The organism is Methylomicrobium lacus (genome assembly GCF_041897535.1).
GTDB classification, from domain to species: Bacteria; Pseudomonadota; Gammaproteobacteria; order Methylococcales; family Methylomonadaceae; genus Methylomicrobium; species Methylomicrobium lacus_A.
Map to the genome: position 1 here is coordinate 40,682 of NZ_CP169218.1, position 26,978 is coordinate 67,659.

The following is a 26,978-nucleotide window of genomic DNA, read 5'->3' on the forward strand; positions in this document are numbered from 1 at the left end:
TCTGAATGTTAGTTTAGCTAAACTTATTAAAAGAGATTTGTACAATCCAGCAACTGAGCTTTCCCGGATAGCCAAACCAACAAGTACCATTAAACACCAAAAAACTATAATAATCACGCGGCAGGGAACCAAAACATGACAAAACGTACCAGCGGCCGAGATCAGAATGACAGCATTACAACCAACGACCTAATCGGTCGAATGGACCGGGTGCGAGACCAACGCCGTCGCATCGAAGCTGAAGCCAGACCAGGGGAAAGCTACAACGAAGCGTCAGCACGTCTTCGTCAGGAAAAAGCCGGCGCCGCGCCTTCGACTATTCGTCGACCGCCAAAGAGTGACCAGCAGATAGACCTTTTCATGCCTGCTCTCTATGACGTGGGAACCAAGGATAGTCGCAGCATCATGGACGTAGCAGTTTTCCGCCTGTCAAAGAAAGAAAAAAGAGCTGGAGAAGTTATTCGATACGATCTACCAGATGGTCATGTCGAGGTCTCGTCCGGACCTGCCGGCATGGCATCGGTATGGGATTATGACCTAGTACTGATGGCAGTGTCTCACCTCACAGAAGCAATGAACCGCTACCGGGACGGCAAGGGCGAAAAACCCGGTCGAGTGTTCAGACCACATGTCGGGGACGTACTCAAATTCTGCCGACGCGCAGATGGAGGGAAGCAAAAAGACGACCTAGTTGCGACGTGCATCCGTTTGAACACAACTCACGTTGCCATGCAGCGCACCAAGAAAGCTAAAAACGGGCGTACCGTGACAATATCAGAAGGTGAAGCTCTTATTAGCCGATACAAAATCATCACGAACGAAAATGGGAAGCCTGAATACATCGAAATCGAACTTGCAGAATGGATGTTCCGCGAGATCGTGGAAGGAAAAAACCCGGAAGTGCTAACAGTCCACCCCGACTACTTCCTGATCGATCCAGGCATTGGTCGCTTTGTTTATCGACTGGCTCGACGTGCAGCCGGAAAAACGCACGCCAAATGGGCTTTCCAGACAATCTACGAGCGCAGTGGCAGCTCCGGCACTCTTAAGAAATTCAGTTTTACTCTACGCAAGCTGATCGAGGCCAATGACATGCCAGAATACACCCTTTCAGAAGAAAAAGGGCAAATCGGTCCTGTCCTGGTAATGCAATACCGAAGTGCATCCATCGGTACTGCCGAAGAAGAAATAATAGGTTCCTAATGTACGGGACACCCAAGCAAATTAGTGAAGCTAAATCATCTAATGAATAAAAAGTTTTGCTAAACCGCTATTTAGGCAAGGACAGACCGTTGGCTTGTGGGTTGGACGTACATTAAGAACTGGAAGCCGTACATTAAGAACTAAAAATCGTACATTAAGAACCGAAAGCCGTACTTTAGGAACCGACAACTCCGATATGTAGCTGTTTTATAAGATGAATATAGTGTTTTTTTTGTCTAAAACATAATAAAACTTATTTAAAACTCTAAAACCTTTCCATCTGTGTATAACTCTGCAGAAATGCCGCAAAAATTGCCAATAAAACAATCACTATCTTTGTAAAAAGATGTACGTAAAAAGCTCAGAGACACACTAGAGAAAAAATATGTATAGTATATATCGAAAATTTAACAGCTAAGTTTACAGCCAAGAAGTCAACCGTGCAATCCAAATAGCTTGATTACATCTAGAAAGAGGAATTAACGCCAAAGAAAGGATTTTAGCGGCTAAAAACAATCATTACGGCGAGAAGGCCACGGCAATTGAGTTGAGATTGCCCCGGATCACTCCGGGGCGCTTTTAGCTTGGCGCTGTAACACCGAAGCCGTACTTTCCCAGGGTGGGAGAAGTATCTAATATTGAATACGTTACCACGAAAAGAGTCAAGTTATGACAAACATTATCAAGTTTCCAAATAGGAAAACCCAATCTGTAGGCTCTGTTCAAGACAGATCGACCAACCGCTTTAATGTCATAGCAAAATCCGTTTTCAATGGTGTTATTCATTTCATATGGATAACAACTGTGCTTACCTGGCCCATCTTTAAATGGGTGCTGTCTCTCGACATTTTACTTCAAATGTTGCGAATGATTTACCATTGGAACACCCCAGGTGTTTATGTAGGCTGGAACTTTCTACTGCATTTTTCTACGCTAGCAGCTATCACATATTATGTATCGATTTACAAACCAAAGGAAATTTAAAAATTTTAGCGGCTAAAGAGATTGACAATTATATATTGTATAGCTAAACTTTTCCATAGGCGGCTGTAACCGCCTTTTTTCAACATCAGGGTGAGTGGAGAAAATATGGGTGTTTTCTATGAAAAAAAGAATGAACGAGGCCCAGTTCCAGAAGGCAATCAAAGATCTGGATATTGGGCAACAGACTGTAGACATAGCGTGGGGCGTGCTGGTAGAGGGAAGGCCACAAGCCGAATATGCAGTAGCGCTGGGATTAAGCAGAGGAGCGGTATCGCAGGCGGTCAACAGAGTATGGGCAGCGCACGAAGCAAACTTGCCAGTCGGTTTCGAACGAGTGACAGCAGTTCTACCGGAACATCAAGCATTCATAGTCAAGAAGTGGGCAGCAGACGCCGCCAAAAAGACAAAGGAACAAGCATCATGAAAACGCTCGTCACGGCCAACCAAAAAGGTGGGGTTGGTAAAACCTCGACGCTGGTACATCTAGCATTCGATTTTTTCGAGCGAGGGCTGAAGGTAGCCGTGATTGATCTGGATACACAGGCTAATGCCTCATACACTCTACAAGCCTTCCAATCAGGTCTCCAGGCCAGCTCCATGTTCGGCGTCGAATCACTCGAACTGGAAAATAAAACCAAAGACAACATGCCCGTAATTGCTCTTATTGAATCCGATGCAGGATTGGCAAATATGGAAAAAATGGCACTAAACGAAGCGGGAACTAACTTTCGGGCCGCTATCGCTAACCTCAGTTCACAAGGTTTTGATGTGTGCTTAATTGATACGGCACCGTCTCTTGGCGTCAGCATGGCCGCAGCGCTATTGGCGGCTGACTATGTGATATCACCCATTGAACTGGAGGCCTACAGTATTCAAGGCATCAAGAAAATGGTAACAACCATAGCGAACATTCGAAAAGTGAATCCCAAATTACAATTCCTTGGCATGATCCCGAGTAAGGTGGACTCCCGAAATCCTAGGCATGGCCGGCACCTTGAGGAATTGGAACGTGCTTACCCTCAACTGATGATACCGACAGGAGTTGGGTTGCGCAGCAGTATTGCTGATGCGCTGGCATCAGGTATGCCAGTTTGGAGGATTAAAAAAACAGCCGCAAGGAAAGCCACACAGGAAGTCCGCGCTCTGGCTGCCCACATAATTATGAAAATGGAGATTTACCAATGATTAGACCAATAATGTCAGGACTTGGCCTAGACAGCCTTGGCGACTTATCAGACCTTCTGAACCAGCCGGTAATGGACGGTAAAACGAACGGTCCATTGCAATTGTCCCTGGACCTGATTGACGAAGATCCAAATCAACCGCGTCACGCTGATAATCCAGGGTTTTCCAAGGAAAGCCTGGCGGAACTAGCCGAAACCATCGAGGATCGCGGGGTCAAATCTCCAATTTCTGTTCGCGAGCACCCTAAGATAGAAGGCCGCTACATCATCAATCACGGAGCGCGGCGATATCGTGCATCGCGGATCGCTGGGAAGGACAGCATCCCTGCATTCATCGATAACGACTATTCCGAAGCCGACCAGGTCATCGAGAATCTGCAACGCAACGAGCTGACTGCACGCGAAATTGCAGACTTTATTGGCCGAGAATTGGCTAAGGGAAAGAAGAAAAGCGAGATCGCCCGGGAGATCGGAAAATCCCCGGCATTTGTGACTCAGCATGTGGTGTTACTCGACCTGCCGGACCCAATTGCCATAGCATTCAACACCGGACGGGCTAATGATGTAACAGTCATCAATGAACTGGTGAAGGATTACAAGAAAAACCCGGAGGAAGTGCGCTTATGGTTAGCCGACGATAGCCAAGAGCTGACGCGGGGATCAGTTAAGATGCTGCACGAATTCTTAGAAGACAAGCGCATGCATGATGCCGGCGAAGTTAATGATTCTAATACGGTGGATACACTGCCTAGAAAGACCGATGCCGAGACAGGCGAGAGCGAGCAAGGCCAGAAAAGTTCGGACGCCAAGAAAATAGTGAAGTTAGATGATCCTGAAAAACTCAAGAAAGCCATTATTCACGTCAATCATGATGGCCGTCTGGCTCGTCTGATCCTAACTCGACGCCCACCAGCCGATGGATGGGCTTGGTTGAAGTATGAGGATGACGGACATGAGTTCGAGGCCGAGCTAACAACCGTGCAGCTTGTCGCGTTGCTGGAAGGATGATTGCCTCGATTTAACAACTACCAAATTAGCTTATTCTGACCCCGCCTTGAGCGGGGTTTTTTTTGCCATTTATTTGTTAGTTTGTTTGTTAATTTGTTTGTTATTTGATATAATAAAGGCGTCAATTAAATATATCAGGAGATATGTTATGCGTCCCGCCGAGTTTACTCCCGAAACAATCATCCAGGCCGGTCAAGAGCTACAAGCGACAGGTCGCAATATCACCGGCTTTGCCTTGCGGCAGAAAGTGGGAGGGGGTAATCCGTCACGGCTTAAGCAGGTGTGGGACGAGTATATTAGCAGCCAGGCTGTGACTAAGGCCGAGCCGGTCGCAGAATTGCCAGTTGAGGTGGCTGATGAGATGGCTGCCGTAACAAAGGCGCTTACGGATCGCCTGGCTAACTTGGCAGTGGAGCTGAACGATAAGGCGGTAAAGGCGGCGGAACGCCGGGTTGCCGAGGTCATTCGAACGGCCGGCGAGCAGCGCGAACAGGCCGAACGCGAGTTGGCTGATGCCTCACAAACTGTTGACGATCTCGAAAACTCGCTGGATGAAGCAAAGAGTAGGGTTGATGAGTTAGAAAATCTGCTGTCAAAGCAACGAAATACAAATCAAGATTTGTCTATCGAGCTGGCTCAAGCACGCGAGCGCCTAGCGGTCATCGTGCAATCCTCGAAGACAGCCGCAGACGAACACATTGCCGAGTTAAATCGACTGAATGCTGGGATAGACGCCGAGCGCACCCGGCAACGGCAAGAAGTCGATCAGATCCGCGCTGAGCTAGCTGAACAAAAAAAAATCAGCCAGGCTGTAGCTGCTGAGCGGGACCAAATCAAGGCCGAGCTGGCGACTGCGAAGGCCAAAGCCGAGGCGGCAAGTAGTGAGGCTGCTCGGCAGGTCGAGGGCATGCGCGCAGAGTTGAAAGAGCAAAAGAATGCCGCTCAAGAGGCCGCTACCGAACGCGACCAAATACGCACCGAACTTGCTGCCGTGAAGGCCAAAGCGGATGCCGCCGAACAGGTGCATCAAGAGCAGCGCAAACAAGCAGCAACAGAGGCTCATCGGATGGCCGAGCGTATGACCAAGGCTAATAACAATATGGAAGAAGCCAACAAGGAGGCTAGGGAAGCTCGCGAGGAAGCGGCTACTCTTCGAGGGCGGATTCAAGCTCTGGAGGAGATGATGAGGCAAGTCAAAGGACGCTCGTAAACATACCTGATATTTTATAAGTATTCCTCTAAAATAGAGTGTGCACAAAGCCAGTCTTTAAGTCAGGGCTGGCTTTTTTATTGCTATGCTGGAGGAGCAATGATTTTACAATTAACCTACTGGAAGTGCTTATGAAACAGCGCCTATTGGTTATGAACGGGCAGCGCATTGTTCAGGAGGAGATAGAAGGAGCGTGGGCGAACCAAAAGGTAGACAAAGCCGGTGCTCTGAAGCCTGGGATATACAACATTTATACGGCTGATAAAGCGGATAAGTCAAAGCGGTATGACGGTGTTGTCGTCCATACGGACAACAACAATGTGTACCAACAAATAGATAAAAAATTTGTCATGCATTCGCGCCAAGATTTCGATACAGTGCCTATTATCGGAAGCGCGAAAAGCATTAGTTACAACGAGCAAGGTAAAGCAGTCGTTTCGGCTGAGGCGGTAAAACTGAGTAGAGGGCGCTCTCGATAATTTTTAGCCGCTAAAATTGATGCGTCACAAAATTGATTTTGTTGATTCCGACATGTTGTGTCATCTTTGAAAAAAAGCCCGGTCGCATCGGGCTTTTTTTTATTAAATTGTAAAAATCTGAACTTGATCTGACAGCTTCCAAAAGAAGTATCGACGGAATCTTACCTCGAATGTTCGAGTTCGACCCACAAGCGACATTCAAAACTTCGCAGTCAATGTCGGCTGGGGTTCAATGAACTGCCGTTCAACGATGAACATCACCGGTGTAATCCGGTGCATGTTCGTTGTTGGGATTTTCTTGAAAGGGTCAGACGCAGACCTGAACCCTCACATCACTGAACTTTACGGCGGTGGGAGCCTAACTCCTCTGTGTAGACAATCTAGCCTCAGCGCCGTCTTTAACGCCTGGGTGGGGTGTTTGCCTCCAGATGGCGGACCCTTGCGGTTGGGATCGATCCAATAGCAAACATGGGATGCCAGTGTGCCGGCAAGACCTTTCAGTGCCACGGGTATATCGCGAATTCCGGAGCCGAAATTGCCGCCCAACGGTCCACCGATCATGTCACCGAGTATTACCCAGCGGTAGGGGAAAAACAGATTCGTCCAGCGAGTACAGGCAAACGGTACCATGTGGGTTGGTGTATCCGCGTTCCGCAGTCCCAGGGCCGTCTTGTATTGGCGGCTATACCAGGTGCTGGCCGGCCTGAGATCGGGCGGGCAAGTGACCAGTTCGCCGTCGGCCTTCCGGGCGTCGAAATCCTCATCGCTGCGTGCCAGTAACAGCCGCGCGTGGGTCAACGGTGAGCCCATAGTTATAAAGTCGGTGATCAACCAGGGCCACATGTCCTTTTCACGCAGCTCTTGCCACAGCCTGAACTGGAGCTGATGGTAACGCTCGACTTTTTCTCCTTCTGAGATGGTCTCGTCGTGGAATATCCCGTCGCAGGCCTCCGAAAAGCCCCGTAGGGTATCTATCTGACTGGGCGTTTCCGGTGCCGGCGGCTTCACCGAGGACCAGTAAAGGCGTATCAGGTCGTAGCCAATGACGGAACCGAGACTGTGACCGACGACAATGATGCGACTGTATTTTTTCGATTCGTGTAAGGAATGCAGCAGCGCAATGCCCTCTTCCCTTATCTTGTTGCGCTGCTCGATATTATCGGGATGGGGGTCCAGGTAGCGTGCTGCATCCCCTACATAAGTGTACAGAAACGCGGTTGCGTAGCCGACGAACAGTGAGCCGACCAAGGCGGCCAAGGGTCCCGGCGTCGGCGCTTGGAGTCCGCCCATTGCAACGGTAAGACCAGCGATGATCACCAACAACCAACTCAGGACATAAATAGGCAGCAACGGTCTTGGGATGCGTCTAGGCTTTCGAAGCAAAAGGGAACGAAGCCAGCGCCACACCATATTGACGCGGGTATCCCGCATGCGATAGGCCCAATAGTATTCATAAAAATCGGTCAGCGGAGTGTGGCGGTCCCCAGGCACCTGCAATCTGCGCAACTCAAACAGTCGGCTCATAGCATCCGGCTTGTTGCGGAACTGCTTCTCCCCCGCCAGCGCCTTGACGAAACCCCGAAGTGTATCGAGTGGCCGTTGCTCACCGATCCCGTGAATAACGACCACTGCCTGTCGAACAGTCATGTTATACCTCTTGATCCAAAAGACTTGGCACTTGAACAGCGATCCCAAGTTTTGTTTTTATTGAGAATTTGGAGGGGCTCGTACAAAAACTCGGTCTGCCTCTTACTAATCCTCGTTACCACTGCCCAACAAGTTATTAGGCTGTTAACCGTCTATCTACCACGAAACTTGTGTGGCTACAATAAATTTGTGAACTGCAAAGAATTTTTTCTTCCGTATATCATCAACATTGCGCTAAAAAACGCTTTTGGAGGTTGCCATCTTGCCCGTTCCCGCGTCTCTGAGTCAGGCGTTCGAGTCGCAGCTTTTTCAGCGCAATATTCCGGCTCAGCAGCGCCGCGATTTTTCAAAAAGTGACATCGGTATTATCAGGATTTTTTAACCAAATCAAATCATTGGCCGCAATGAGCCAGTTTACTGCCATTGGTAAATAAGCGCTCTGTGGCAGAAATTGGCCGAACAGAGACTATCAATGCCAGGCTCAATCTAAACTAATGTTTCAAATTAAAAAGCCCGGTCGCGCCGGGCTTTTTTGATCAGATGCAGCCGCTTTTCATAACGAGGCCCACAGAGCCAGGCCTGCGGCGAAGACGGTCATGATGGAGGCCGCCAGGTTCATAAAGGCTACACGCTTCGACTCGCGGATCGGTGCGGCGATCATTGATATTCCCGCTTCCACTTCGCGCCGCACGGTTTCAGCCGCTACTTTTGCTCCTTCCTGCATCACCTTCATCATTTCTTCACGACTCGCCAACAGAGCCGCATTGAGCGTCCTTTCAGCCTTGTTTTTGGCATCATCCCCCCAGCGGTGTGCGATGTCTTCCAGTTCTTCCTTGAACGTATTTAGAATTGCTTGCTGGGCAACTGCACTGTCCCGCATCAATTTTTCATTAATTGTTTGCAGGATCAAGATCGGATCGTCGCGGCCCACTGCGATGCCATGCTTTGCTGCTATTTCCTTGATAATTGCCTCGATCTTATCGTTAGCCATTACAGCACCGCCGTATTTTCCATTTGGCCGTACAATTGGGTTCGAACGATCTTGAGCCGCTGCCTAGTCATGATCGTGAGCGATTCCATTGCCAAAGCTTCGTCGAATGTCATGCGCTCTTGAAGCATTTCCGCAAAGTCCCGGCCGTAAGTCTCTTCTTTGAGTGTGGGAATCTTGATGATAGCCGAGACACGCCCTTTGTTTGCTGTATAGGCTTTCATTTGCTCAAACCCTTTGCCATCGTGCTCGATGGCTCCCCAATAGGGATTCAGCCAAACCACAAACAAGCATTCGGTCGGAAACTGGCTAGCGAGCTGCGCAAAACCGCTCACTGTGTCCAGTAAGGCCTGCCCGCCAGTGATGACTGTATGAACGACCAGAGTATGACCCATGTCCTGGAGTAATGCAGGTACTTGGTTGCTGATCAGGTAATGCGATAACGGCACGAATGAGCTTGCTCCGTTGTCGATAATGACATCGTTTTCTGCTGTTGCAATCAACTCGACCAGAACATCGAAGTTCCGAGTGTTGATTTCGTCGCCGTCCATGATGTTCAGGCGGCGCACTTTCAGTGCTTTATACCCTTCAAATGTCGCGTTTACCGGATCGGTATCGATGCACAAAGGCGATTGGCCTTTGCTCATTTTATGTTGCGCAATGGCGGCCGCAATCATCGACTTGCCAACGCCGCCCTTGCCTTGTAAAACCATATGAATTTTTGACATTAGAATAACTCCTCTTTCTTGGGTGTTGCGTTAAATGTGAATCCGTTTAATGGATAGTCCTTTTTCTGTCCCACTTTTGTAGTTTTGGTCTTTTGATCATCCTTGCTTTCTTTCCCTGTAGAGGTCTGTGCGCCTGCTTTTGGCGTTGTTTTCGGATCGGCCTGCGTTGTTGGTTTCATGTGTCGACGAACGTGCTTACGGAACGTCTCGTAGCTGCACTTGAGCTTCCCTGTTTCGTGCATGTGCTCCCAGATCGTTGACAGGGCGTATCCTGCATCGATCGCCTCCTTCACGTTTGGACGTACAGCCAAGAACGCGACCGCGGCTGTATCCTGTCTGCGTTTCTTTTTTGCTCGCTTATCGACCCATTCAGCTAGTTCATCGGTGTAACTTTTCATTGCTTTCCTGTGGTTTCGTTTTTTGTTGCATCACTCTTGGAAAGTCTGTGTAAACCGCAAGGAATATAAAAGGATATTCCTGTGATTGCGTGTATTGTGGCTATTATAAGCACAAATTCGATATATACGATGTTTTATTTACGATATACAGAAATTGTGGTGTATAATTTCCTTGGAGTTAACACCGCCGTCAGGCGGGCAAGATGGGTGAAGTAGGCCCACCAGCAAGCTGTATGGTCCTACTTCACTGTCCCTTATTCGCGCTAAGGCACTCAACGGGCATCTTGCTCTGCGAGGCTGACCGGCTCCGCCGGCTTTAGAAGAGAGGAGACGATGGGAGATAAGAAGAAAACCCGGAAAGGCAGCCCACCAATCAAGGTGTACTGTCTTCCTGATGAACGCGATCTGATCGAAGCAAACGCCAGGGCGGCTGGCATGAGTTTGTCAGCTTTTCTATTGGCGGTTGGACAAGGCTACAGAATCACAGGCATTGTGGACTTCGAACAGGTGCGTGAAATGGCACGCATTAATGGCGACCTTGGCCGTCTTGGTGGTCTTCTGAAACTATGGCTGACAAATGATGTACGCACTGCTAAGTTTGGCCAGTCTACTATTCGGGCATTGCTGCACAGAATTGAGTCTTCGCAAAATGAACTGAGTCAGATCATGAAGTCCGTTGTTCGCCCAAGGGCTGACCCATGATTTTTTTAGCGGCTAAAATGCCTAGGTTGGCGGCTTGATTGCAAAGCACGTCCCTATGCGGTCACTTGGAAAGAGCGACTTCGCGAGCTTGGTGGATTACATCACCGATGAGCAGGAAAAAACCGAACGTCTAGGGCAGGTTAGGGTTACTAACTGCGAGGCTGGAACGGTGCAAGCCGCGATAGATGAAGTGCTGGCAACGCAGCACATCAATACTCGTGCCCAGAGCGACAAGACCTATCACTTGCTGATTGGTTTCCCGTTGGGCGAGATCCCGAAGGTCGAAGTATTGGAGTCTATCGAAGATCGTGTTTGCGCCGGCCTTGGGTACGCCGATCATCAGCGGGTTAGTGCAGTGCATCACGACACCGACCATCTGCACATCCATATTGCGATTAATAAAATTCATCCAACGCGGCACACCATACATGAGCCTTTTCAGGCCTATCGAACGCTTGGAGAACTTTGCATGAAGTTGGAACAGGAGTACGGACTACAGCAGGTTAACCACGAACCCAGGCGTCGGTTATCCGAGAGTCGTGCCGGCGACATGGAACAGCACTCCGGCATTGAAAGCCTTGTCAGTTGGATCAAGCGGGAATGCCTGGACGATCTCAAAGATGCGCAAACCTGGACGGAGTTTCATCAGATCGTCCGCGAGAATGGCCTTGAGCTGCGCGAGCGCGCTAACGGCTTTGTCATCGCGGCCGGCGACGGCACAGTGGTTAAGGCAAGCACCATATCCAGAGAACTTTCCAAGCCTAAGCTGGAAGCCCGGCTTGGCTCGTTCGAGGCTTCGCCTGAACGACAAACGCAAACCATGACTCGGCGCACATATCAGAAAGACCCGGTACGCATGCGTATCAACACCGTTGAGCTTTACGCCAGGTACACGGAAGAACTGAAGAGCCTCACCGCTGCACGGGCCGAGGCTCTGGCGAGGGCGAAGCGCCGAAAGGATCGGGCCATTGAGGGCGCTAAGCGTTCAAATCGCTTGCGCCGGGCGGCCATCAAGATCGTTGACGGCAAGGGCATCGACAAGCGGGTGCTGTATTCTCAAGCCAGCACCGCGTTACGGGCAACTATGGACTCGATCCATCAGGACTACTCAAAAGAACGCGAACAGCTTTACAAGGGCTTCCAGCGCAAAACGTGGGCCGACTGGCTCAGGATAGAGGCGGTCAAGGGCGACAGCGAGGCGCTGGCCGCCCTGCGAGCCCGCGAGTCCTCACAGGGCCTCAAGGGCAACACGTTCCGGGCCGATGGTCAGGCCAAGCCAGGTCATGCGCCTGTACTGGACAATATTACCAAGAAAGGCACGATCATCTTCCGGGTTGGCCTATCGGCTGTCCGTGATGATGGCGACAAGCTGCAAGTCTCGCGCGAGGCTTCCCGCGAAGGCCTGCAAGCCGCCCTCCGGTTTGCAATGGAGAAGTACGGCGAGAGGATCACCGTCAACGGCACCGCCGAGTTCAAGGCGCAGATCGTGCGTGCCGCTGTGGATATTAATTTACCGATCACATTTGCCGATCCGGGTCTAGAGCGTCGGCGGCAGGAACTTTTGACCAAGGAGAATGCGTATGAACGAACAGAATTACAGTTCGACCGAGGACGAACTGATAGACGCGGCATTGGCGGCGCTGGATCAAGAGCCGTTGCCGACCAGCACGTTACCCGATCTAGCGGTGCCCGACCTGAGTCAGACTACAGTCGAACAGCCAGGGCATATAACGGTTCCGCCGAATTCAACAAGAAGCCCGACATTGGACGCCCTGGACGAAAGCCGCCGCCCCAAAGCCAGAACCGCTTGCGAACACTGTCCAGCCTCGGTGTGGTTCGCATCGCCAGTGGAAGTGAAGTGCTATTGCCGAGTGATGTTCCTGGTCACATGGAGCAGCAAGGAACCCAACCAGATAACACACTGCGACGGAGTGTTTTTGGATCAAGAGTAAAGCCAGATCAAATCACTGCCGCTAATAAATATATTGGCGAAAGAGAAAAAATGAGGCTTAAAAAATTCGATATACAGAAACATTCACTATATAATGGACAAAATGGAGATGTTTATTATGGAGGCACCCGGAATGTCGATGGGCATGTTTTGGCGTTGCTTAAATATGGTGATGAAGTTGTGGTGCTACCTATCGATCAGGCAACGGCTAGACGGTTAAAGCGCGTTGCGGTAGGCGATCCTGTTACGATCACCGCGGCAGGTTCGATTAAAACATCAAAAGGAAGGAGTCAATGAGTCCTAAACACAATAATGCTGTCGGCCCTCAAGTACGGGGCAAAAAGAAAGGTAAAAAACTGCTACCCGCGTTGGGTGTGCTTTCTCTTAGTGCGGGACTGCAATCGGCCACGCAATTTTTCGCACACCAATTTAAATATCAGGAAGTGCTTGGTCATCACATAAACCATATTTATGCGCCTTGGTCGATTTTGCAGTGGGGATCAGCGTGGTACAGCAAGTATCCAGATGAAGTTATGCGGGCTGGAAGTATCGGTATGATGGTTTCAACTGTAGGGCTCATGGGGGTAGCGATAGCGAAAGTTATTTCCTCGAACTCGTCTACGGCTAATGCGTTCTTGCACGGTTCGGCTCGATGGGCCGAGGAAGAAGATGTTCAGGCGGCTGGCCTTCTGCCACGTCCACGAACTTTTCTTGAAATGGTGACGGGTAAAGACTCGCCAACCTCGGCCGGCGTTTATGTCGGCGGCTGGGAGGACAAAGATGGTAAATTTTATTATCTGCGCCATAACGGGCCAGAACATGTCTTGACCTATGCGCCGACCCGTTCCGGCAAAGGTGTCGGCTTGGTTGTTCCGACCTTGTTATCATGGCCAGCCAGCGCGGTTGTCACTGATCTGAAAGGCGAGTTGTGGGCGTTGACAGCCGGCTGGAGAAAGAAGCACGCCCGGAACAAGGTGATGCGCTTCGAGCCGGCGTCAATAAATGGTGGCCTATGCTGGAATCCTCTGGATGAAATACGGATGGGCACTGAATATGAGGTTGGCGATGTTCAGAACCTGGTTACGTTGATTGTTGATCCGGATGGCAAGGGCCTTGATTCTCATTGGCAGAAAACTGCTTTCGCCCTGCTGGTTGGTGTAATTCTGCATGCGCTCTTCAAGGCTAAACATGAAGGTACACCGGCCACCTTACCATCAGTCGATGCCATGTTGGCCGATCCGAATCGCGACATTGCCGAGCTCTGGATGGAAATGGCGACCTACGGGCATCAAGACGGTCAGAATCACCTGGCCATAGGATCAGCGGCTCGCGACATGATGGACCGGCCTGAAGAAGAGGCCGGATCCGTCCTGTCCACGGCTAAGTCTTACTTATCTCTGTACCGCGACCCTGTTGTTGCCAGGAACGTCAACAAATCCGAGTTCCGCATCAGAGATCTGATGAACCACGACGATCCGGTAAGCCTATACATAGTCACCCAACCGAACGACAAGGCGCGCTTGCGCCCATTGGTGCGCATCATGGTGAACATGATCGTGCGACTACTGGCCGATAAAATGGATTTCGAAAAAGGCCGTCCGGTTGCCCACTACAAGCATCGGCTTTTGATGATGCTGGACGAGTTCCCCAGCCTTGGCCGTCTTGAGATCCTGCAAGAGTCGCTGGCTTTCGTTGCCGGTTACGGCATTAAGTGCTACCTGATCTGCCAGGACATTAACCAACTCAAGAGCCGAGAAACTGGGTATGGGCATGACGAGGCAATTACCTCGAACTGCCATGTTCAAAACGCCTATCCACCCAACCGCGTTGAGACGGCCGAACATCTTTCAAGGTTGACAGGGCAAACCACTGTGATCAAAGAACAGATCACAACCAGCGGCAGACGCACGGCGGCCATGATGGGGCAGGTGTCACGAACGATCCAAGAAGTCCAAAGACCTTTGCTTACGCCAGATGAATGTTTGCGAATGCCGGGGCCGAGGAAAAACGCAGAAGGCGAAATAGAGCAGCCCGGCGACATGGTTATCTATGTGTCTGGCTATCCTGCTATCTATGGCAAACAGCCGCTTTATTTCAAAGACCCTATTTTCCAAGCTCGGGCCGCAATCGCAGCGCCAAAGTTCAGCGATAAGACCATTACCAAGGACGAAGGTAAGGGGATTGAGATATGACAAGAATGAATCCTTTTTTAAAAAACATTGCCTTTAGCGTTGCTATTTCTGTCTTTTCTTTCGGTGTACTTGGGGCCGCAGGTGCTCGTATTAATACCACTAAGAGCATCCCAGTCGGCTTGTACTGGACTAGCAGAGGCCCAGTAGAAAAGGGTGCTTATGTCATGTTCTGCCCGCCTCATGTCGACGTTTTCGATGAGGCCCAAGAGCGAGGCTATATTGGGGCTGGCTTTTGTCCAGGTGGCTACGGCTACATGATGAAGCGAATTTTAGCCGCTAAAAATGACGATGTTTCGATTGCCGATGACGGCGTGCGCGTGAACGGTGAATTGCTGCCATTCAGTGCACCACGCAAGGTCGATAGTGCCGGCCGACCGATGCCATTGTATAAGGTCGATCATTACTCGCTTGGCAATGCCGAATTGTTGCTTATGTCCGATGTGAGCAATACATCCTTTGATGGCCGCTACTTTGGGCCGGTCAATCGTTCGCAAATAAAGACTGTGATTCGTCCGGTCATTACCTGGTAGGGAGAAAATCACAATGAGATTGTTCATAGCTGAAAAGCCATCTGTAGCAAAGGCTATCGCCGGCGAGCTGGGCATCACTGGAAAAGGCGACGGCTATATCGAGTGTGGGAATGATACCGTTTCCTGGTGTTTCGGGCATATGCTCGAACAAGCGGAACCTGACGAGTACACGGATGATGCCGTGCCACGCGGCAAAAGTGGCAAAAAGATTTGGCGAGTTGAAGAACTGCCCATCATCCCGGCAATATGGATTCTCAAGCCCAAGGATGATGCAAAGAAACAGCTCGCTGTCATCGGCAAGTTACTCAAGGAATCGGTTGAAGTCGTCAATGCAGGCGACCCCGACCGCGAAGGTCAATTGCTGGTTGATGAAGTGTTGGACCACTTCCACAACAGTAAGCCAGTGCGCCGCTTTTGGGTGTCGGCTCAAGACTCCGTTTCGGTGCAACGTGGATTGGCCGCACTCAAGGAAAACCACAGCTATGCGGGTTGGGCTGATGCTGCCAGGGCACGCCAGCGCGCCGACTGGCTGATCGGCATGAACCTCAGTCGCGCCTATACACTTCGGGCGCAGCGCGGAGGCTCCCGCGCTCTCTTAACCGTGGGCCGCGTACAGACCCCTACGCTGGCACTGGTTGTTGCCAGGGATCGGGAAATAGAGGTATTTAAACCGTTGCCCTATCACACTATCCGGGCCGAGATTCAGCACGCCGGCGGTTTCTTTACCGCAGTCTGGAAAGCCAAGGAGGATCAAGCCGGTTTCGACCCCGATGGCCGTTTGGTCGATACGACCATCGCCAACTCTATCGTGGGCAAGGTGGCTGGTAAGTCAGGCACCATTGCCGAGTACAAGCAGGAAGCCAAGAAGCAGAATCAACCGTTGGTCTTCGCGCTTTCCGATATTACCTTGGTGGCATCAAACAAGTTTGGGTATAGCGCAGAGGATGTTCTGAATGCCTGTCAGGCACTTTATGAAACCCACAAGATGACATCTTACCCTCGCACCGATTGCGCTTATCTGCCAGAGTCGCAGCACGCCGACGCGCCTCACGTCTTGGAAGCGATTAAGCACGTTAACCCAGAGCTGGCCGGCACCGTGGACGGCGCCAATCCGCGCATCAAATCCAGGACTTGGGACGACTCCAAGATTACCGCGCATCACGGGATCATACCGACGATGCACAAAGGCAGTAAAGCGGGCCTCAATGACAAAGAGAGGAATATCTATGAGCTTATCGTTCGGGCCTATCTCGCGCAGTTCTACCCGGTGCATGAGTACATGCAAACCACCGTGGGCGCGGAAGTCGAGGGCGAATCTTTCAGTGCAAGCGGAAAGGTCGTCACCCGTAACGGCTGGAGGGATGTGTTTCAGGAAACTGATGACGAGAACGGCAAAGAGTTAGAAGAGGGCGGCAGCCAATATTTACCAGTTATGAAGAATGGCGACGATGTGACCTGCATACAGGCCACTCGTAAGGATTCCAAGACAAAGCCGCCGGCACGCTTCACCGAGGGCACGCTGATCCGCGCAATGGAGAACATTCATAAATTCGTATCAGACCCAGAGCACAAGAAGATGCTGCGCGATGGCGACGGCATCGGCACGTCAGCAACCCGCGCGTCCATTCTTTCTGAGCTGAAGCGTCGTGAGTTCCTTGAACTCAAGGGCAAGCAGATCGTGAGCACGACCTTGGGCCGCAGCGTCATCGACGCACTGCCAGAGGTTGTGAAAAGCCCAGTATTGACTGCCTTGTATGAGCGCATGTTGAAGGGGATAGAGCAAGGCACTGCCGAGCTGGACGCCTTTATCGCCAGGCAAGAGGCTTTCATCCGTGACCAGGTGACGAAAGCCAACGCCGGAGCTGTAACCATCGCCGGAGCTAAAGAAGCTGTGCCGGTATCCTCGCTGAATAAGTGCATGGCTTGCGGGAGCGGCCTTTCGCGGCGGCCAAGCAAGAAGAAAGGGCATTATTGGTGGGGATGCAGCAAATTCCCTGCCTGCAATCAAACTTATCCCGACCTAAAAGGGCATCCGGACTATAGCAAGGCCCGTAACAACATTGAAATTAAAAGTGAATGAGAGGTGAAACCATGGCGAATAGTACAGGTAATGATGATTTGAATGAAGATGCATCCATCTCTATTGATGGAGTGGACTCTGATTCATCCGCGCTCATTGAAAAACTGAGTGACGCAGAAACGACGCCAGGCTTTGAGGCTGAGTTTGATCCAGAAGAAGCCGATAAAGCCGGAGCTTTTGAAGAGGACGCTATTAGCGAACAGGATGCGTTAGAGAGTAGCGCTGACCTGATAGACCTTGGGTAGTCGAATATGGCGAAGCTATCTAACCCGGATCAATGGGATTTATTTGATGATTGGCTTGTTTCCAGGGATGCGGCAATATCCCAGGTTATTCAACAAAAAGAGACGGACTCATTAACGGTATCGTTTGATAAATCCCGCTATGTTCTCGCGCTAAATTTAGCTCAAAAGCTGGACAAGGATGGAGAAATCACAACGAAGTTCTTGACTGATGAAGCAAATCGCGCCTTTGGCGGCACGCAGGCGGAAGGCGTCTACTCTACGAAGGACGCCTACGATGCGATGGAAGCGGCCTTTAACATCCATCTTGGCAATACTGAGGATGCCGATTGGACTGATCAAGATGCGGTATGGGCAAAAAACAAAACGCATGAACTAACCAACCGTATTCAGAAGCTTCCTACGCAAACGCGGCGGGATGAGGAAATGGATGAATTTCAGCAATTCAGCACACCCCCTGCATTGTCGTTTGTCGCCAATTGGGTAGCCAATGTCAATCATGAAGATGTGATGGTCGAGCCATCTGCCGGTACTGGCGATCTGGCAATCTGGTCAAGAATTGCCGGGGCCACGATCGTGCTAAATGAATTATCGCCGCGTCGGCAGTCATTATTGGCCTCAGTGTTTCCTCTGGCAAGACTCTTCAAAGAGAATGCCGAGCAGCTGGATAACGTATTGCCGAGCGAAATAAAGCCTTCTGTGATTGTTATGAACCCTCCATTTTCATCAACGGCTGGGCGTGTACAGGGCCAACGGGATACTTCAAACGGAGCCAGGCACATCGAACAGGCGCTGAAACGATTAGAGAATCGTGGCCGTTTGGTGGCTATTGTTGGAAACGGTATGGCTGCTGATCGACCCTCCTTTAGCAAGTGGTGGGCAGACATAAAGAAGAAATACAACGTTCGTGCAAATATTGGCATATCCGGCAAAGAGTATGCGAAATACGGCACTACGTTCGACAATCAAATTTTGGTAATCGATAAAACTGGCCCAACTACACAGCCAGTTTTGACCGGCGAAGTCGAGTCGGTTGCCGATTTGCCTATCCTATTGGAGAGTATCAGAAATGAACGTCAAAGAATTGAATCAAGAACCGCTGAACCAGCAGGCATTGAAAATACTGGCTCAGTACAAGATCCCATTCAATCCGGAAACCGAATTAGCGAGCCTGTTGTTGATACGGACGGCATTGGAGTCAAATCTATTGGAGACCGGACCGATACAGGAGCCATTATTACTGATAGCCAAGTTGGCGGCGAATCCGCAGCTGGCAATGTCGTTGATGACGGAATCGGAGCCGGGAGTCGAGTTCAAAGTGGATCTGACGGACGCGGAAACACTGGAGGAAGCGGCAGCGATGATCCTGGAAGAAATAGTGGCATCACTGAGGGCGACAATGCCACAGGGATTACAGTAGAGGTTAAAAGCGGAGAAGTTTCAGAGTTCACCGATTCTGTATTCGCCAATTACACGCCGCAACGTCTTACTATTCAAGGTGCAAAGCCGCATCCAGGCAAATTGGTCCAATCTGCGGCGATGTCGGCAGTCGAGCCACCCGCCCCGTCTTACTCGCCCATATTGCCGAAAGGATTGATCGATATAGGATTGCTTTCCATTGCTCAACTTGAGGCTGTAGTTTATGCCGGCCAAGCGCACTCTGAACTACTGCCAAACGGATCAAGAAAGGGATTTTTTATTGGTGACGGTACTGGCGTAGGCAAAGGCCGGGAAATATCCGGCATCATTTTGGATAACATGATGCAGGGCCGATCTAAGGCGGTCTGGGTTTCGTTCAACGAAGGGTTGATTGAAGACGCTCGAAGGGATTTTACGGGAGTAGGCGGCAATCCCAACAAGATTTTCTTCCAGGGTAAAACCAAGGCCGGTAATGAGATTAGCCAAGAAGATGGCATTCTGTTTACAACCTATTCAACATTGCGAGGCGGCGAGAAAAAACAGGCTAATGACCTTGGGCAACAAGGCGGCAAAACACGCGCTCAACAGATCATTGACTGGTTGGGAAAAGATTTTGATGGCGTGATCGCGTTTGATGAAGCGCATAGCATGGGGAATGCCATTGCAGTCAAGGGCAAACGAGGGGTTAAAAAACCTTCGCAACAAGCGATAGCCGGTATAAATCTACAAAGAGAGTTGCCCAATGCGCGTATCACCTATGTGTCGGCCACCGGCGCTACTGAGATTAGCAATTTGAGTTATGCAGATCGGTTGGGATTATGGGGCGAGGGAACGCCATTCGCCGATACAAATTCTTTCATAACCGGTGTATCAAAAGGCGGTATAGCATCAATGGAATTGATTAGCCGGGATATGAAAGCGATGGGCATGTATCTCGCTCGGTCACTGTCCTACGACGGGGTCAGCTACGAACGTCTGGAGCATACCCTATCAGACCTGCAAGAAGATATTTACAACGAGCTGGCCGGAGCTTGGCAGGTCGTCCTAAATAACGTTGAACAGGCACTGGAAATAACCCAAGCCGGCAAGAATGGCAATGGGAAAAGTGCGGCAATGTCGCAATTCTGGGGCGCACATCAGCGTTTTTTCAATCAAATCATCACCGCGATGCAAACGCCTCGCGTGATTGACGATATTCGAGCACAGCTTGATGTCGGCCATGTTGCTGTCATTCAGTTGGTCAATACCAATGAGGCGGCCCAGGAACGTATCATTGCCGATGCAACGGCCAATGACGCAGCTCTTGAAGACCTTGATTTTACCCCTCGGCAATTGCTGATGGACTACGTTCGCAACGGTTTTCCCGTTGCCGCCTATGAAGAGTCTAAAGATGAGAACGGCAACACCGTTTATCTACCCGTCAAGGACTCGGAAGGGAATCCAGTATTCGATCGTGAAGCTATTGCCTTGCGCGATGCATTGCTTGAAACGCTGCAACAAATCAGGGTGCCGGAAAATCCGCTCGATTCGATCATCAATGCCTTTGGTTCCGATCGTGTGTCCGAGGTTACTGGCCGTAGTCGCCGCTTTGTTCAGACCCGTGACGAAGAGGGCAATCTGAAAGTAGTTGAAGAGAAGCGGGGTAAGAATTCCTCAAGATCCGATGCCGAGGCGTTCCAGGCAAATAAAAAGGACATATTGATTTTTTCTGGAGCCGGCGGAACGGGTTACAGCTTTCATGCCGATAATACAGCCGAAAATCAGCGCAAACGGATTCACTATATTTTGCAGCCGGGATGGAGGGCAGACTCCGCGGTACAGGGCTTTGGTCGTACACACAGGACAAACCAAGCGCAAGAACCGCATTATGTGCTGCCTACGACCAACCTGAAGGCACAAAAGAGGTTTGTATCCTCCATTGCTCGCAGACTGGATCAGTTGGGTGCCTTGACACGCGGCCAGCGAGAGGCGACCAGTCAAGGCATGTTTACGGCATCCGATAATCTCGAAAGCGAATATGCCGCTACTGCCCTGAAGAATTTCTTTGGCGATCTTTATCGAGGTAAAACCGACCTGTCATTTCACGATGTTACAAAGCAAATGGGGCTGAGTCTGCTTGATGAAAATGCCTCATTGAGCGAAAGCAAAATTCCAGCAATACCACAGTTTTTAAATCGATTGCTGTCCCTGAAAACAGATATGCAGAATGCTGTTTTTGGCGAGTTTGAAAGACGACTCGTAGAGGCCGTTGAATACGCTAAGCAGCGCGGTTTATATGACGTCGGTTTGCAGACTATGACCGCCTTGAGCATCCAGAAAACACGCGATGATATTGTTTATGAGGATAAGAACACAGGGGCGTTAACTCGATATGTTGAGCTGGCCGTCACCAACGAGATTAAATACACCTCATGGGAAGACGCTAAGAATCTGGCTGGATTCCGGCGCAACGCCGATGATTTGAGCGGTTGGTTTGTTTCTGAGTTTGGAAAAAATAAAGGCGAGGCCTTTTTCCTTGCCGACATTGGCGAAAGAATCGACTCAGAAGGCAAATCGGTGCGTCGTGGTGTCCTGCATACGATCAGAAAACAGGGACATAAATACATCGATAATGCCGATGTTATTCATCGCGGCTATGACTATAGAACCATTGTGACTAATGGCGTGGGTAGTTTCCAGAAAGTTACACTTACCAGGTCTATTGATGAAGCTGAGGCCGAGAAGCTTTGGAAAGAGCAAGTCGCGAATGCGCCGAAGACTGAGACCAAGACCGAGCGGATGATAGTCGGCGTGATCCTGCCGATATGGGATCGTGTCGAAGGATCGGAAACCATCAAACGCTTACAGACTGATGATGGCGAGCAACTGCTAGGCCGTATGTTGGGGCAGAAAGCCGCGCAGCAAACACTCAAGAATCTTGGTCTTAATTCCGGCATTGCCAATATGTCGGCCAGCGATTTGTTTGAGGCCGTTAATAAAGGCAGCAAGGCCATTCTTTCAAATGGATGGGAAATCTCCACGGCTAAGGTTAATCACGAAGACCGCATCGAGATAAAGGGACGTGGGCATCTGACTGATGCGGAAAAGCGTGTTTTGAAAGAGCAAGGGGCATTTTCGGAGCGGATAAATTGGGCCGATAGAGTCTTTATCCCCACGGGCGTAAATGGTCTCTCTGTGTTCGAGCGCATTACAGCATCGAAGCCGGTAGTCGATTTGATCGCGAGAAACGTCAACATGGACGTTAATGGAAATGAGGAAGAACAGGACTATGGTATCTCTCAACAAGCCGTGTCAGATTCAGTCATAACAAGCCCAATTCCAGAACCCGCTATGAGCGAATCGATTGATAGTGTAAGCAATAACTCACAATCAATAAGCGAAAACTTACACCATAATCGAAATGACCATCAGGAGGTTGTTCCAATGGATCAGAATAAGATACCGTTTCATGAGATAGTTGCCGAGAATCTAATCAGACAGCTCGAAGCGGGCACAGCGCCGTGGCAACGACCGTGGGATGCCGGCGAATCAGGCTCTTTCTTACCGTACAACCCGACGACGGGTAATCGATACAAAGGGATCAATGCGTTGCATTTGATGTCGCAAGATCGTGACGATCAACGCTGGATGACATATAAGCAAGCTTCTGAGGCGGGGGGCCAAGTCCGGAAAGGCGAGAAAGGAACCGGGATTCAATACTGGAAATTCACTGAAGAACATACCAAAAAAGACGATAACGGGAATCCGGTGTTAGATAGCGATGGAAATCCGGTTAAGGTGGTCGTTCGATTGGAACGTCCCCGTGTTTTTTTCGCAACTGTGTTTAATGGTGAACAGATTGACGGCTTACTGCCAATCGAGAAAAAAGAACTGACCTGGGCCCCAGTTGAGCGGGCCGAACGCATTTTATCGGCTTCAGGTGCCAGTATTCATCATAACGGCGGCGGCAGAGCGTTTTATCGACCCGCTACGGATAGCATCCATTTGCCTGATAAGGGCCAGTTTCCTAGCGCAGATAGCTATTATGCAACCGCATTGCATGAGCTAGGCCACTGGACCGGACACCAGTCGCGGCTTGATCGCGATCTTGCACACCCATTTGGAAGCGAAGGGTACGCCAAGGAAGAATTGCGAGCCGAAATTGCCAGTATGATCTTGGGTGACGAGCTTGGTATTGGCCATGATCCAGGTCAACATGCGGCTTATGTCGGATCGTGGATCAAGGCGCTTAAGGAAGATCCATTAGAGATATTTCGTGCGGCGGCTGATGCTGAAAAGATTCATGGCTATGTGTTGGCGTTCGAGCAGGTGCAGGATCAGAAGCAAATGATCGATCCAAGACAGCCACATGAGATGACGTTAGCTGAGTTTTCTACTCAGATTACTATTGAACGGCTAGAAAATCATGGCCGAAAGTGGAATGTGACACTTGGCGACTATTCGGCTTTTTCAGACGCCGAAAGCTCTGATTCAGCTATTGCTGACGTGCATCGAGCAGCCGTCAATAATGCACTTTATCTGAATTCGCTCGATGCTACCGTTCCTGGTGGCGGGCCCTCTCTTCCGCCAGCGGTCGTGTTGGCCGAGTACCCCGATCTGTTGGCGGAATATCCCATCCAGCTGCAAGCGCAGGAGATAAACATGACGGACGAAAAGCAGACCCGAGAGAATCCACAAACTCAGGAGGCGGACATGCTGGCAAACGTTTCTGACGGAGATATTTTAGCCGCTAAAAGAAATGAGGTTGCGCAATTGACTTACATCAATGTGCCTTTTAAGGAGAAAAACGAAGTAAAGCAGCTTGGAGGAAGTTGGGATAGGCAGCAAAAATCTTGGTACATTCCCCCTGGCGTAGAGTCCTCACTTTTTTTCAAATGGATGCAGCCAACTGGTGCGGCTGGTGAAGCGGAATCCCTGGTTTTAGATAAAGGTCAAAGGAATAATCAGGTTCGCATCTATTTGGCCGTGCCTTATGGCGAGCGAAGCGCAGCCAAGTCAGCCGGTGCTTTATGGGATAAGGCGGCGAAGTCTTGGTATGCCGGCCCCGATGCCGACATGTCAAAACTCGAACGTTGGAATCCTGATAACATTCCAGACCAGCAAGGCCCGGCGATAACGCCAGAAGAAGAATTTGCCGAGGCATTGAAGTCTTTGGGTTGCACTGTGACGGGCAATCACCCAATCATGGACGGCAAAAAGCATCGGATCGGCGTCGAAGGCGATAAAAAGGGCGAGGAGGCAGGTTTCTATGTCGGCTACCTGGATGGCCATCCTGCCGGGTATATCAAAAACAATCGTACCGGCATCGATATAAAGTGGAAATCGAAAGGCTATGCTCTCGATCCACAGGAAAAAGCCAAGTTGCAAGCCGAAGCCGCAACCAAGCTAGCAGAACGTGCAGCCGAGCAAGATCGCCTACATGAGGCCACCGCGCAACGTGTCAGCCGACAACTGGAAAGTCTGGTGCCCATTACCCAGCCTACCCCGTACCTACAAGATAAGGGCATCCAGGCGCATACCGGTGCTTTGACTGACAAGCAAGGACGGAAGACCTACATCCCAGCTTTTGATGTGGAGGGCAAACAGTGGACAATGCAGTACATTCAGGAGGACGGAACGAAGCGGTTTGCCAAGGATAGTAAGAAAGAAGGGTGTTTTCATCCTGTCGGTGGCATGGTTGCAGTTGCGGCTGCGCCTGTCCTGATCATTGCCGAGGGCTACGCCACGGCGGCCAGCTTGTCCGAGGCGCTTGGCCAGGGCACCGTCGCGGCGTTTGACTCTGGTAACTTGCCGCACGTTGCTCGCGCATTGCATGAGCAATTCCCTGATAAGCCCGTCATCATCGCTGGCGACGACGACAGACACCTCGAAGCAACCCAGGGTATCAATCCTGGCCGTGTGAAGGCCGAAGAAGCCGCCAAAGCCGTAGGTGGTAAGGCGATATTCCCGATCTTTGCTCCTGGTGAGCTTGGGGGCAATCCCAAGGCATTTACTGATTTCAACGATTTGGCTGGAAAAAGCGAATTGGGCAAGGCTGGTGTCAAACGCCAGGTAGGAACCGTTGTAAGCAAGATGCTGCTTAATGAGGATCGGTTACAAGAGAAATTACAAAAACTCGGCCAAGAGCACCAGACCGAGCATCGACCTCAAAGAGCTTCCCGGCTGAGGTAAGAAAATGAATCATCCCCACGAACGTGGGGATGATCGTTACTCAAAAATATAAGTGCCGTGTATGGCTATCGTTTATTCTATGAGTTGGAATCGTCGATCGTCTGTTGCCGAACCGTTGCGGACGCTAGTTGTAGTGGCCCGATAACATAAATCCCAGGAACCGATTACATCCGGTTTTCGGGACCACATTAGCTGAGAATATCCGGGCATCAGGAATCTGATTAAGTGAGAATGCGCCCAGATTAATTGAGAACAGCCCGATCTCTGTACACGACAAAAAAGTTATCCACAGGCTCTCACTCATGTTTGGAGAGCTATTATTTCGGGATTCTGTCCGTCAACCACGATCATGTCGGGCGGGCATAAAAACAACACCCACAGCCTGACCCTATCCTCAATTTTTTGGAGGCCATGCAAAAGGCTGTCTGTCAGATAATCCAACCCATAGCGAAACAAACTCTGCTCCGGTCGTCCATGCTTTTTCGTTTTTAAGGGCCTAACCTGATGCTTCCATTCCCCCGTCTTATGCGCCCAACAAAAGGCAATGGCCAATAATGCCATCACCTTTTTGATCCGAAAATAGCGGGTCAGGCGCATCTCTTCCAGATGAAAGCCCCGGCCTTTCAGGCATTGGAACAGATTCTCGATTTCCCAACGCAAACCATAGACTTCCAGCGGCTGCGGAAAACGTTGGTTACCCGCCAGGATCAACAGTTCACCGTTGTCCAGCTTCATGCCGCTGAGCCATACCCACTGTTGACCGATGCGGCGCTTTTTTCTTAGCGAACGGCTTTTCCCTACTTCCAGGTCGGCGAACAGCGAGCGGACAGGACGTTCCTGACCGGGGCGAGCCGTCAGCAACTGGTTTTCCTTCATCCGGATCAGATAAGGAATGTCCTGATCGCTTAACCATTGCCACCATCGATCGCCAATAAACTCCCTGTCGCCCAGGACGCCCAAAATACCCTGCCGACCAAAGCGAGCGATAAATCTTTGCAACAAGGCGATGCGCTCGCGCTGGTTGGAGTTGCCCTGTTTATTCAATACCAGCCAATACACTGGAATCGCCGCGCCTTTGTAGACGATGCCCAGTGTCAGAATATTGAGATTCTTGTCACCCCATTTCCAGTTCGTTCGATCCACCGTGAGGTAGTAAGATTTCTCAAGAAAATCAAACATCTGTACAATCAGACGCGCAATCGCATCATAATCAAAGACAACCTCCTGAAAAAATCGCTGCAACCGCCGGTAGCGTGATTTCAAGGCCGCCTGACTGGCAAATGCCAAGGCCAGTTGCGTCAGGTTCATGCGTTTCATCTGCACTAAGGCCAATAACATTCCAACAAAACAATCCAACCGGCACTTGCCCCAATCTAAATGTCCTTTTAGAATCACTCTCAGTCCATCGCTCAATTCCATTTCACCTCCTGTTTGGTCGCAAGAGAGTGAAACCGATTAGCGATGGACTTTCAAGCCCCTTATTTGCCCTTTATGTAAATCAATGACTTAAGTTTTTTGTCGTGTACAGAGATCGATGACATTAAACGACTTGCTCGGCGAATTGGCGGTAGAACTGCCTATACTCACTGGCTTGAAGAGTACCGGTAAGTCGTTTTCTGAACGTTCCGACATACTCATCAAAAATAAGTAAATCGAACGTTGATTTTTAAAACCAGTATTCTGCACTGAAAATAGGCCGATTTCGATGGAAAATGACCGTACCGCCGACGTTCGAAAAAATGAACGTTTTATCGAACCAGGTCGGCGGTGCACATAGCTGCAAAACGCCACATAGGGTGAGTTTAAACAAACTGGTTTGGGTTTAGAATCCCCAATATCATCACAAGCCGCGTAAAAATGAG

Annotated in this window: 19 protein-coding genes; 14 read left to right on the plus strand and 5 right to left on the minus strand. The window is 50.3% G+C overall.

From position 1 onward, the window contains the following. The first annotated feature begins 201 nt into the window (after positions 1–201). From ACEPPP_RS19740 to kfrB, 7 genes are all read left to right on the plus strand, one after another. On the plus strand, positions 202–1,203 hold the full coding sequence (locus ACEPPP_RS19740) for a replication initiator protein A (RefSeq protein WP_374091033.1): 1,002 nt from the start codon (positions 202–204) through the stop codon (positions 1,201–1,203). A gap of 669 nt (positions 1,204–1,872) precedes the next feature. Beyond that, positions 1,873–2,187, plus strand: coding sequence for a KleE stable inheritance protein (kleE, locus tag ACEPPP_RS19745; RefSeq protein WP_374090976.1), 315 nt, complete (start codon positions 1,873–1,875; stop codon positions 2,185–2,187). Between the two features lie 118 nt (positions 2,188–2,305). Beyond that, positions 2,306–2,611, plus strand: coding sequence for a transcriptional regulator KorA (locus ACEPPP_RS19750; protein WP_374090977.1), 306 nt, complete (start codon positions 2,306–2,308; stop codon positions 2,609–2,611). Continuing rightward, complete coding sequence (locus ACEPPP_RS19755) at positions 2,608–3,372, plus strand: ParA family protein (protein ID WP_374090978.1); 765 nt, start codon at positions 2,608–2,610, stop codon at positions 3,370–3,372. The genes ACEPPP_RS19750 and ACEPPP_RS19755 overlap by 4 nt, the downstream gene beginning before the upstream one ends. Beyond that, complete coding sequence (locus tag ACEPPP_RS19760; RefSeq protein WP_374090979.1) at positions 3,369–4,379, plus strand: transcriptional repressor gene korB; 1,011 nt, start codon at positions 3,369–3,371, stop codon at positions 4,377–4,379. The genes ACEPPP_RS19755 and ACEPPP_RS19760 overlap by 4 nt, the downstream gene beginning before the upstream one ends. Next, positions 4,357–5,589, plus strand: a complete 1,233-nt coding sequence (locus ACEPPP_RS19765; protein ID WP_374090980.1) for a DNA-binding protein — start codon at positions 4,357–4,359, stop codon at positions 5,587–5,589. The genes ACEPPP_RS19760 and ACEPPP_RS19765 overlap by 23 nt, the downstream gene beginning before the upstream one ends. Before the next feature lie 131 nt (positions 5,590–5,720). After that, a complete protein-coding gene (kfrB, locus tag ACEPPP_RS19770; protein ID WP_374090981.1) occupies positions 5,721–6,068 on the plus strand; it encodes an IncP plasmid survival protein KfrB in 348 nt (115 codons plus the stop codon). 342 nt (positions 6,069–6,410) lie between these two features. On the opposite strand, the gene ACEPPP_RS19775 is transcribed toward kfrB, so the two are convergent. From ACEPPP_RS19775 to ACEPPP_RS19790, 4 genes are all read right to left on the minus strand, one after another. Then, positions 6,411–7,715 carry a hypothetical protein gene (locus tag ACEPPP_RS19775; RefSeq protein ID WP_374090982.1) on the minus strand — a complete coding sequence of 435 codons (1,305 nt, stop codon included), beginning with the start codon at positions 7,713–7,715 and terminating at the stop codon, positions 6,411–6,413. Positions 7,716–8,268: 553 nt separating this feature from the next. Continuing rightward, positions 8,269–8,706 (minus strand): conjugal transfer protein TraM, encoded by a 438-nt coding sequence (locus tag ACEPPP_RS19780; RefSeq protein ID WP_374090983.1) that lies wholly within the window; start codon positions 8,704–8,706, stop codon positions 8,269–8,271. Further along, positions 8,706–9,431 carry an ArsA-related P-loop ATPase gene (locus ACEPPP_RS19785; RefSeq protein WP_374090984.1) on the minus strand — a complete coding sequence of 242 codons (726 nt, stop codon included), beginning with the start codon at positions 9,429–9,431 and terminating at the stop codon, positions 8,706–8,708. The genes ACEPPP_RS19780 and ACEPPP_RS19785 overlap by 1 nt, the downstream gene beginning before the upstream one ends. Beyond that, complete coding sequence (locus ACEPPP_RS19790; protein WP_374090985.1) at positions 9,431–9,829, minus strand: TraK family protein; 399 nt, start codon at positions 9,827–9,829, stop codon at positions 9,431–9,433. The genes ACEPPP_RS19785 and ACEPPP_RS19790 overlap by 1 nt, the downstream gene beginning before the upstream one ends. A 333-nt stretch (positions 9,830–10,162) precedes the next feature. On the opposite strand from ACEPPP_RS19790, the gene traJ reads away from it, so the two are divergent. Genes traJ through ACEPPP_RS19825 form a run of 7 tightly spaced genes read left to right on the plus strand, consistent with a single transcriptional unit; the run spans position 10,163 to position 25,116 of the window. Next, complete coding sequence (gene traJ / locus ACEPPP_RS19795) at positions 10,163–10,531, plus strand: conjugal transfer transcriptional regulator TraJ (RefSeq protein ID WP_374090986.1); 369 nt, start codon at positions 10,163–10,165, stop codon at positions 10,529–10,531. A gap of 34 nt (positions 10,532–10,565) precedes the next feature. After that, entirely contained in the window at positions 10,566–12,779 is a 2,214-nt protein-coding gene (traI, locus tag ACEPPP_RS19800; RefSeq protein ID WP_374090987.1) for a TraI/MobA(P) family conjugative relaxase, read from the plus strand. Then, entirely contained in the window at positions 12,776–14,674 is a 1,899-nt protein-coding gene (locus tag ACEPPP_RS19805; RefSeq protein WP_374090988.1) for a type IV secretory system conjugative DNA transfer family protein, read from the plus strand. Before traI ends, ACEPPP_RS19805 begins: the two co-directional genes overlap by 4 nt. 5 nt (positions 14,675–14,679) lie before the next feature. Continuing rightward, complete coding sequence (gene traF / locus ACEPPP_RS19810) at positions 14,680–15,204, plus strand: conjugative transfer signal peptidase TraF (protein ID WP_374091034.1); 525 nt, start codon at positions 14,680–14,682, stop codon at positions 15,202–15,204. A 13-nt stretch (positions 15,205–15,217) separates the two neighbouring features. Continuing rightward, the gene (locus ACEPPP_RS19815) at positions 15,218–17,284 is read left to right on the plus strand and encodes a DNA topoisomerase 3 (protein ID WP_374090989.1); all 2,067 of its coding nucleotides are present in this window, start codon (positions 15,218–15,220) and stop codon (positions 17,282–17,284) included. An 11-nt stretch (positions 17,285–17,295) separates the two neighbouring features. Continuing rightward, positions 17,296–17,529 carry a conjugal transfer protein TraD gene (locus ACEPPP_RS19820; RefSeq protein ID WP_374090990.1) on the plus strand — a complete coding sequence of 78 codons (234 nt, stop codon included), beginning with the start codon at positions 17,296–17,298 and terminating at the stop codon, positions 17,527–17,529. 6 nt (positions 17,530–17,535) lie between these two features. Next, positions 17,536–25,116, plus strand: a complete 7,581-nt coding sequence (locus tag ACEPPP_RS19825; protein ID WP_374090991.1) for a strawberry notch-like NTP hydrolase domain-containing protein — start codon at positions 17,536–17,538, stop codon at positions 25,114–25,116. A gap of 300 nt (positions 25,117–25,416) precedes the next feature. Here ACEPPP_RS19825 and ACEPPP_RS19830 read toward each other — a convergent pair whose 3' ends face one another. Next, positions 25,417–26,535, minus strand: coding sequence for an IS4 family transposase (locus ACEPPP_RS19830; RefSeq protein WP_374090992.1), 1,119 nt, complete (start codon positions 26,533–26,535; stop codon positions 25,417–25,419). Positions 26,536–26,978 lie beyond the last annotated feature (443 nt).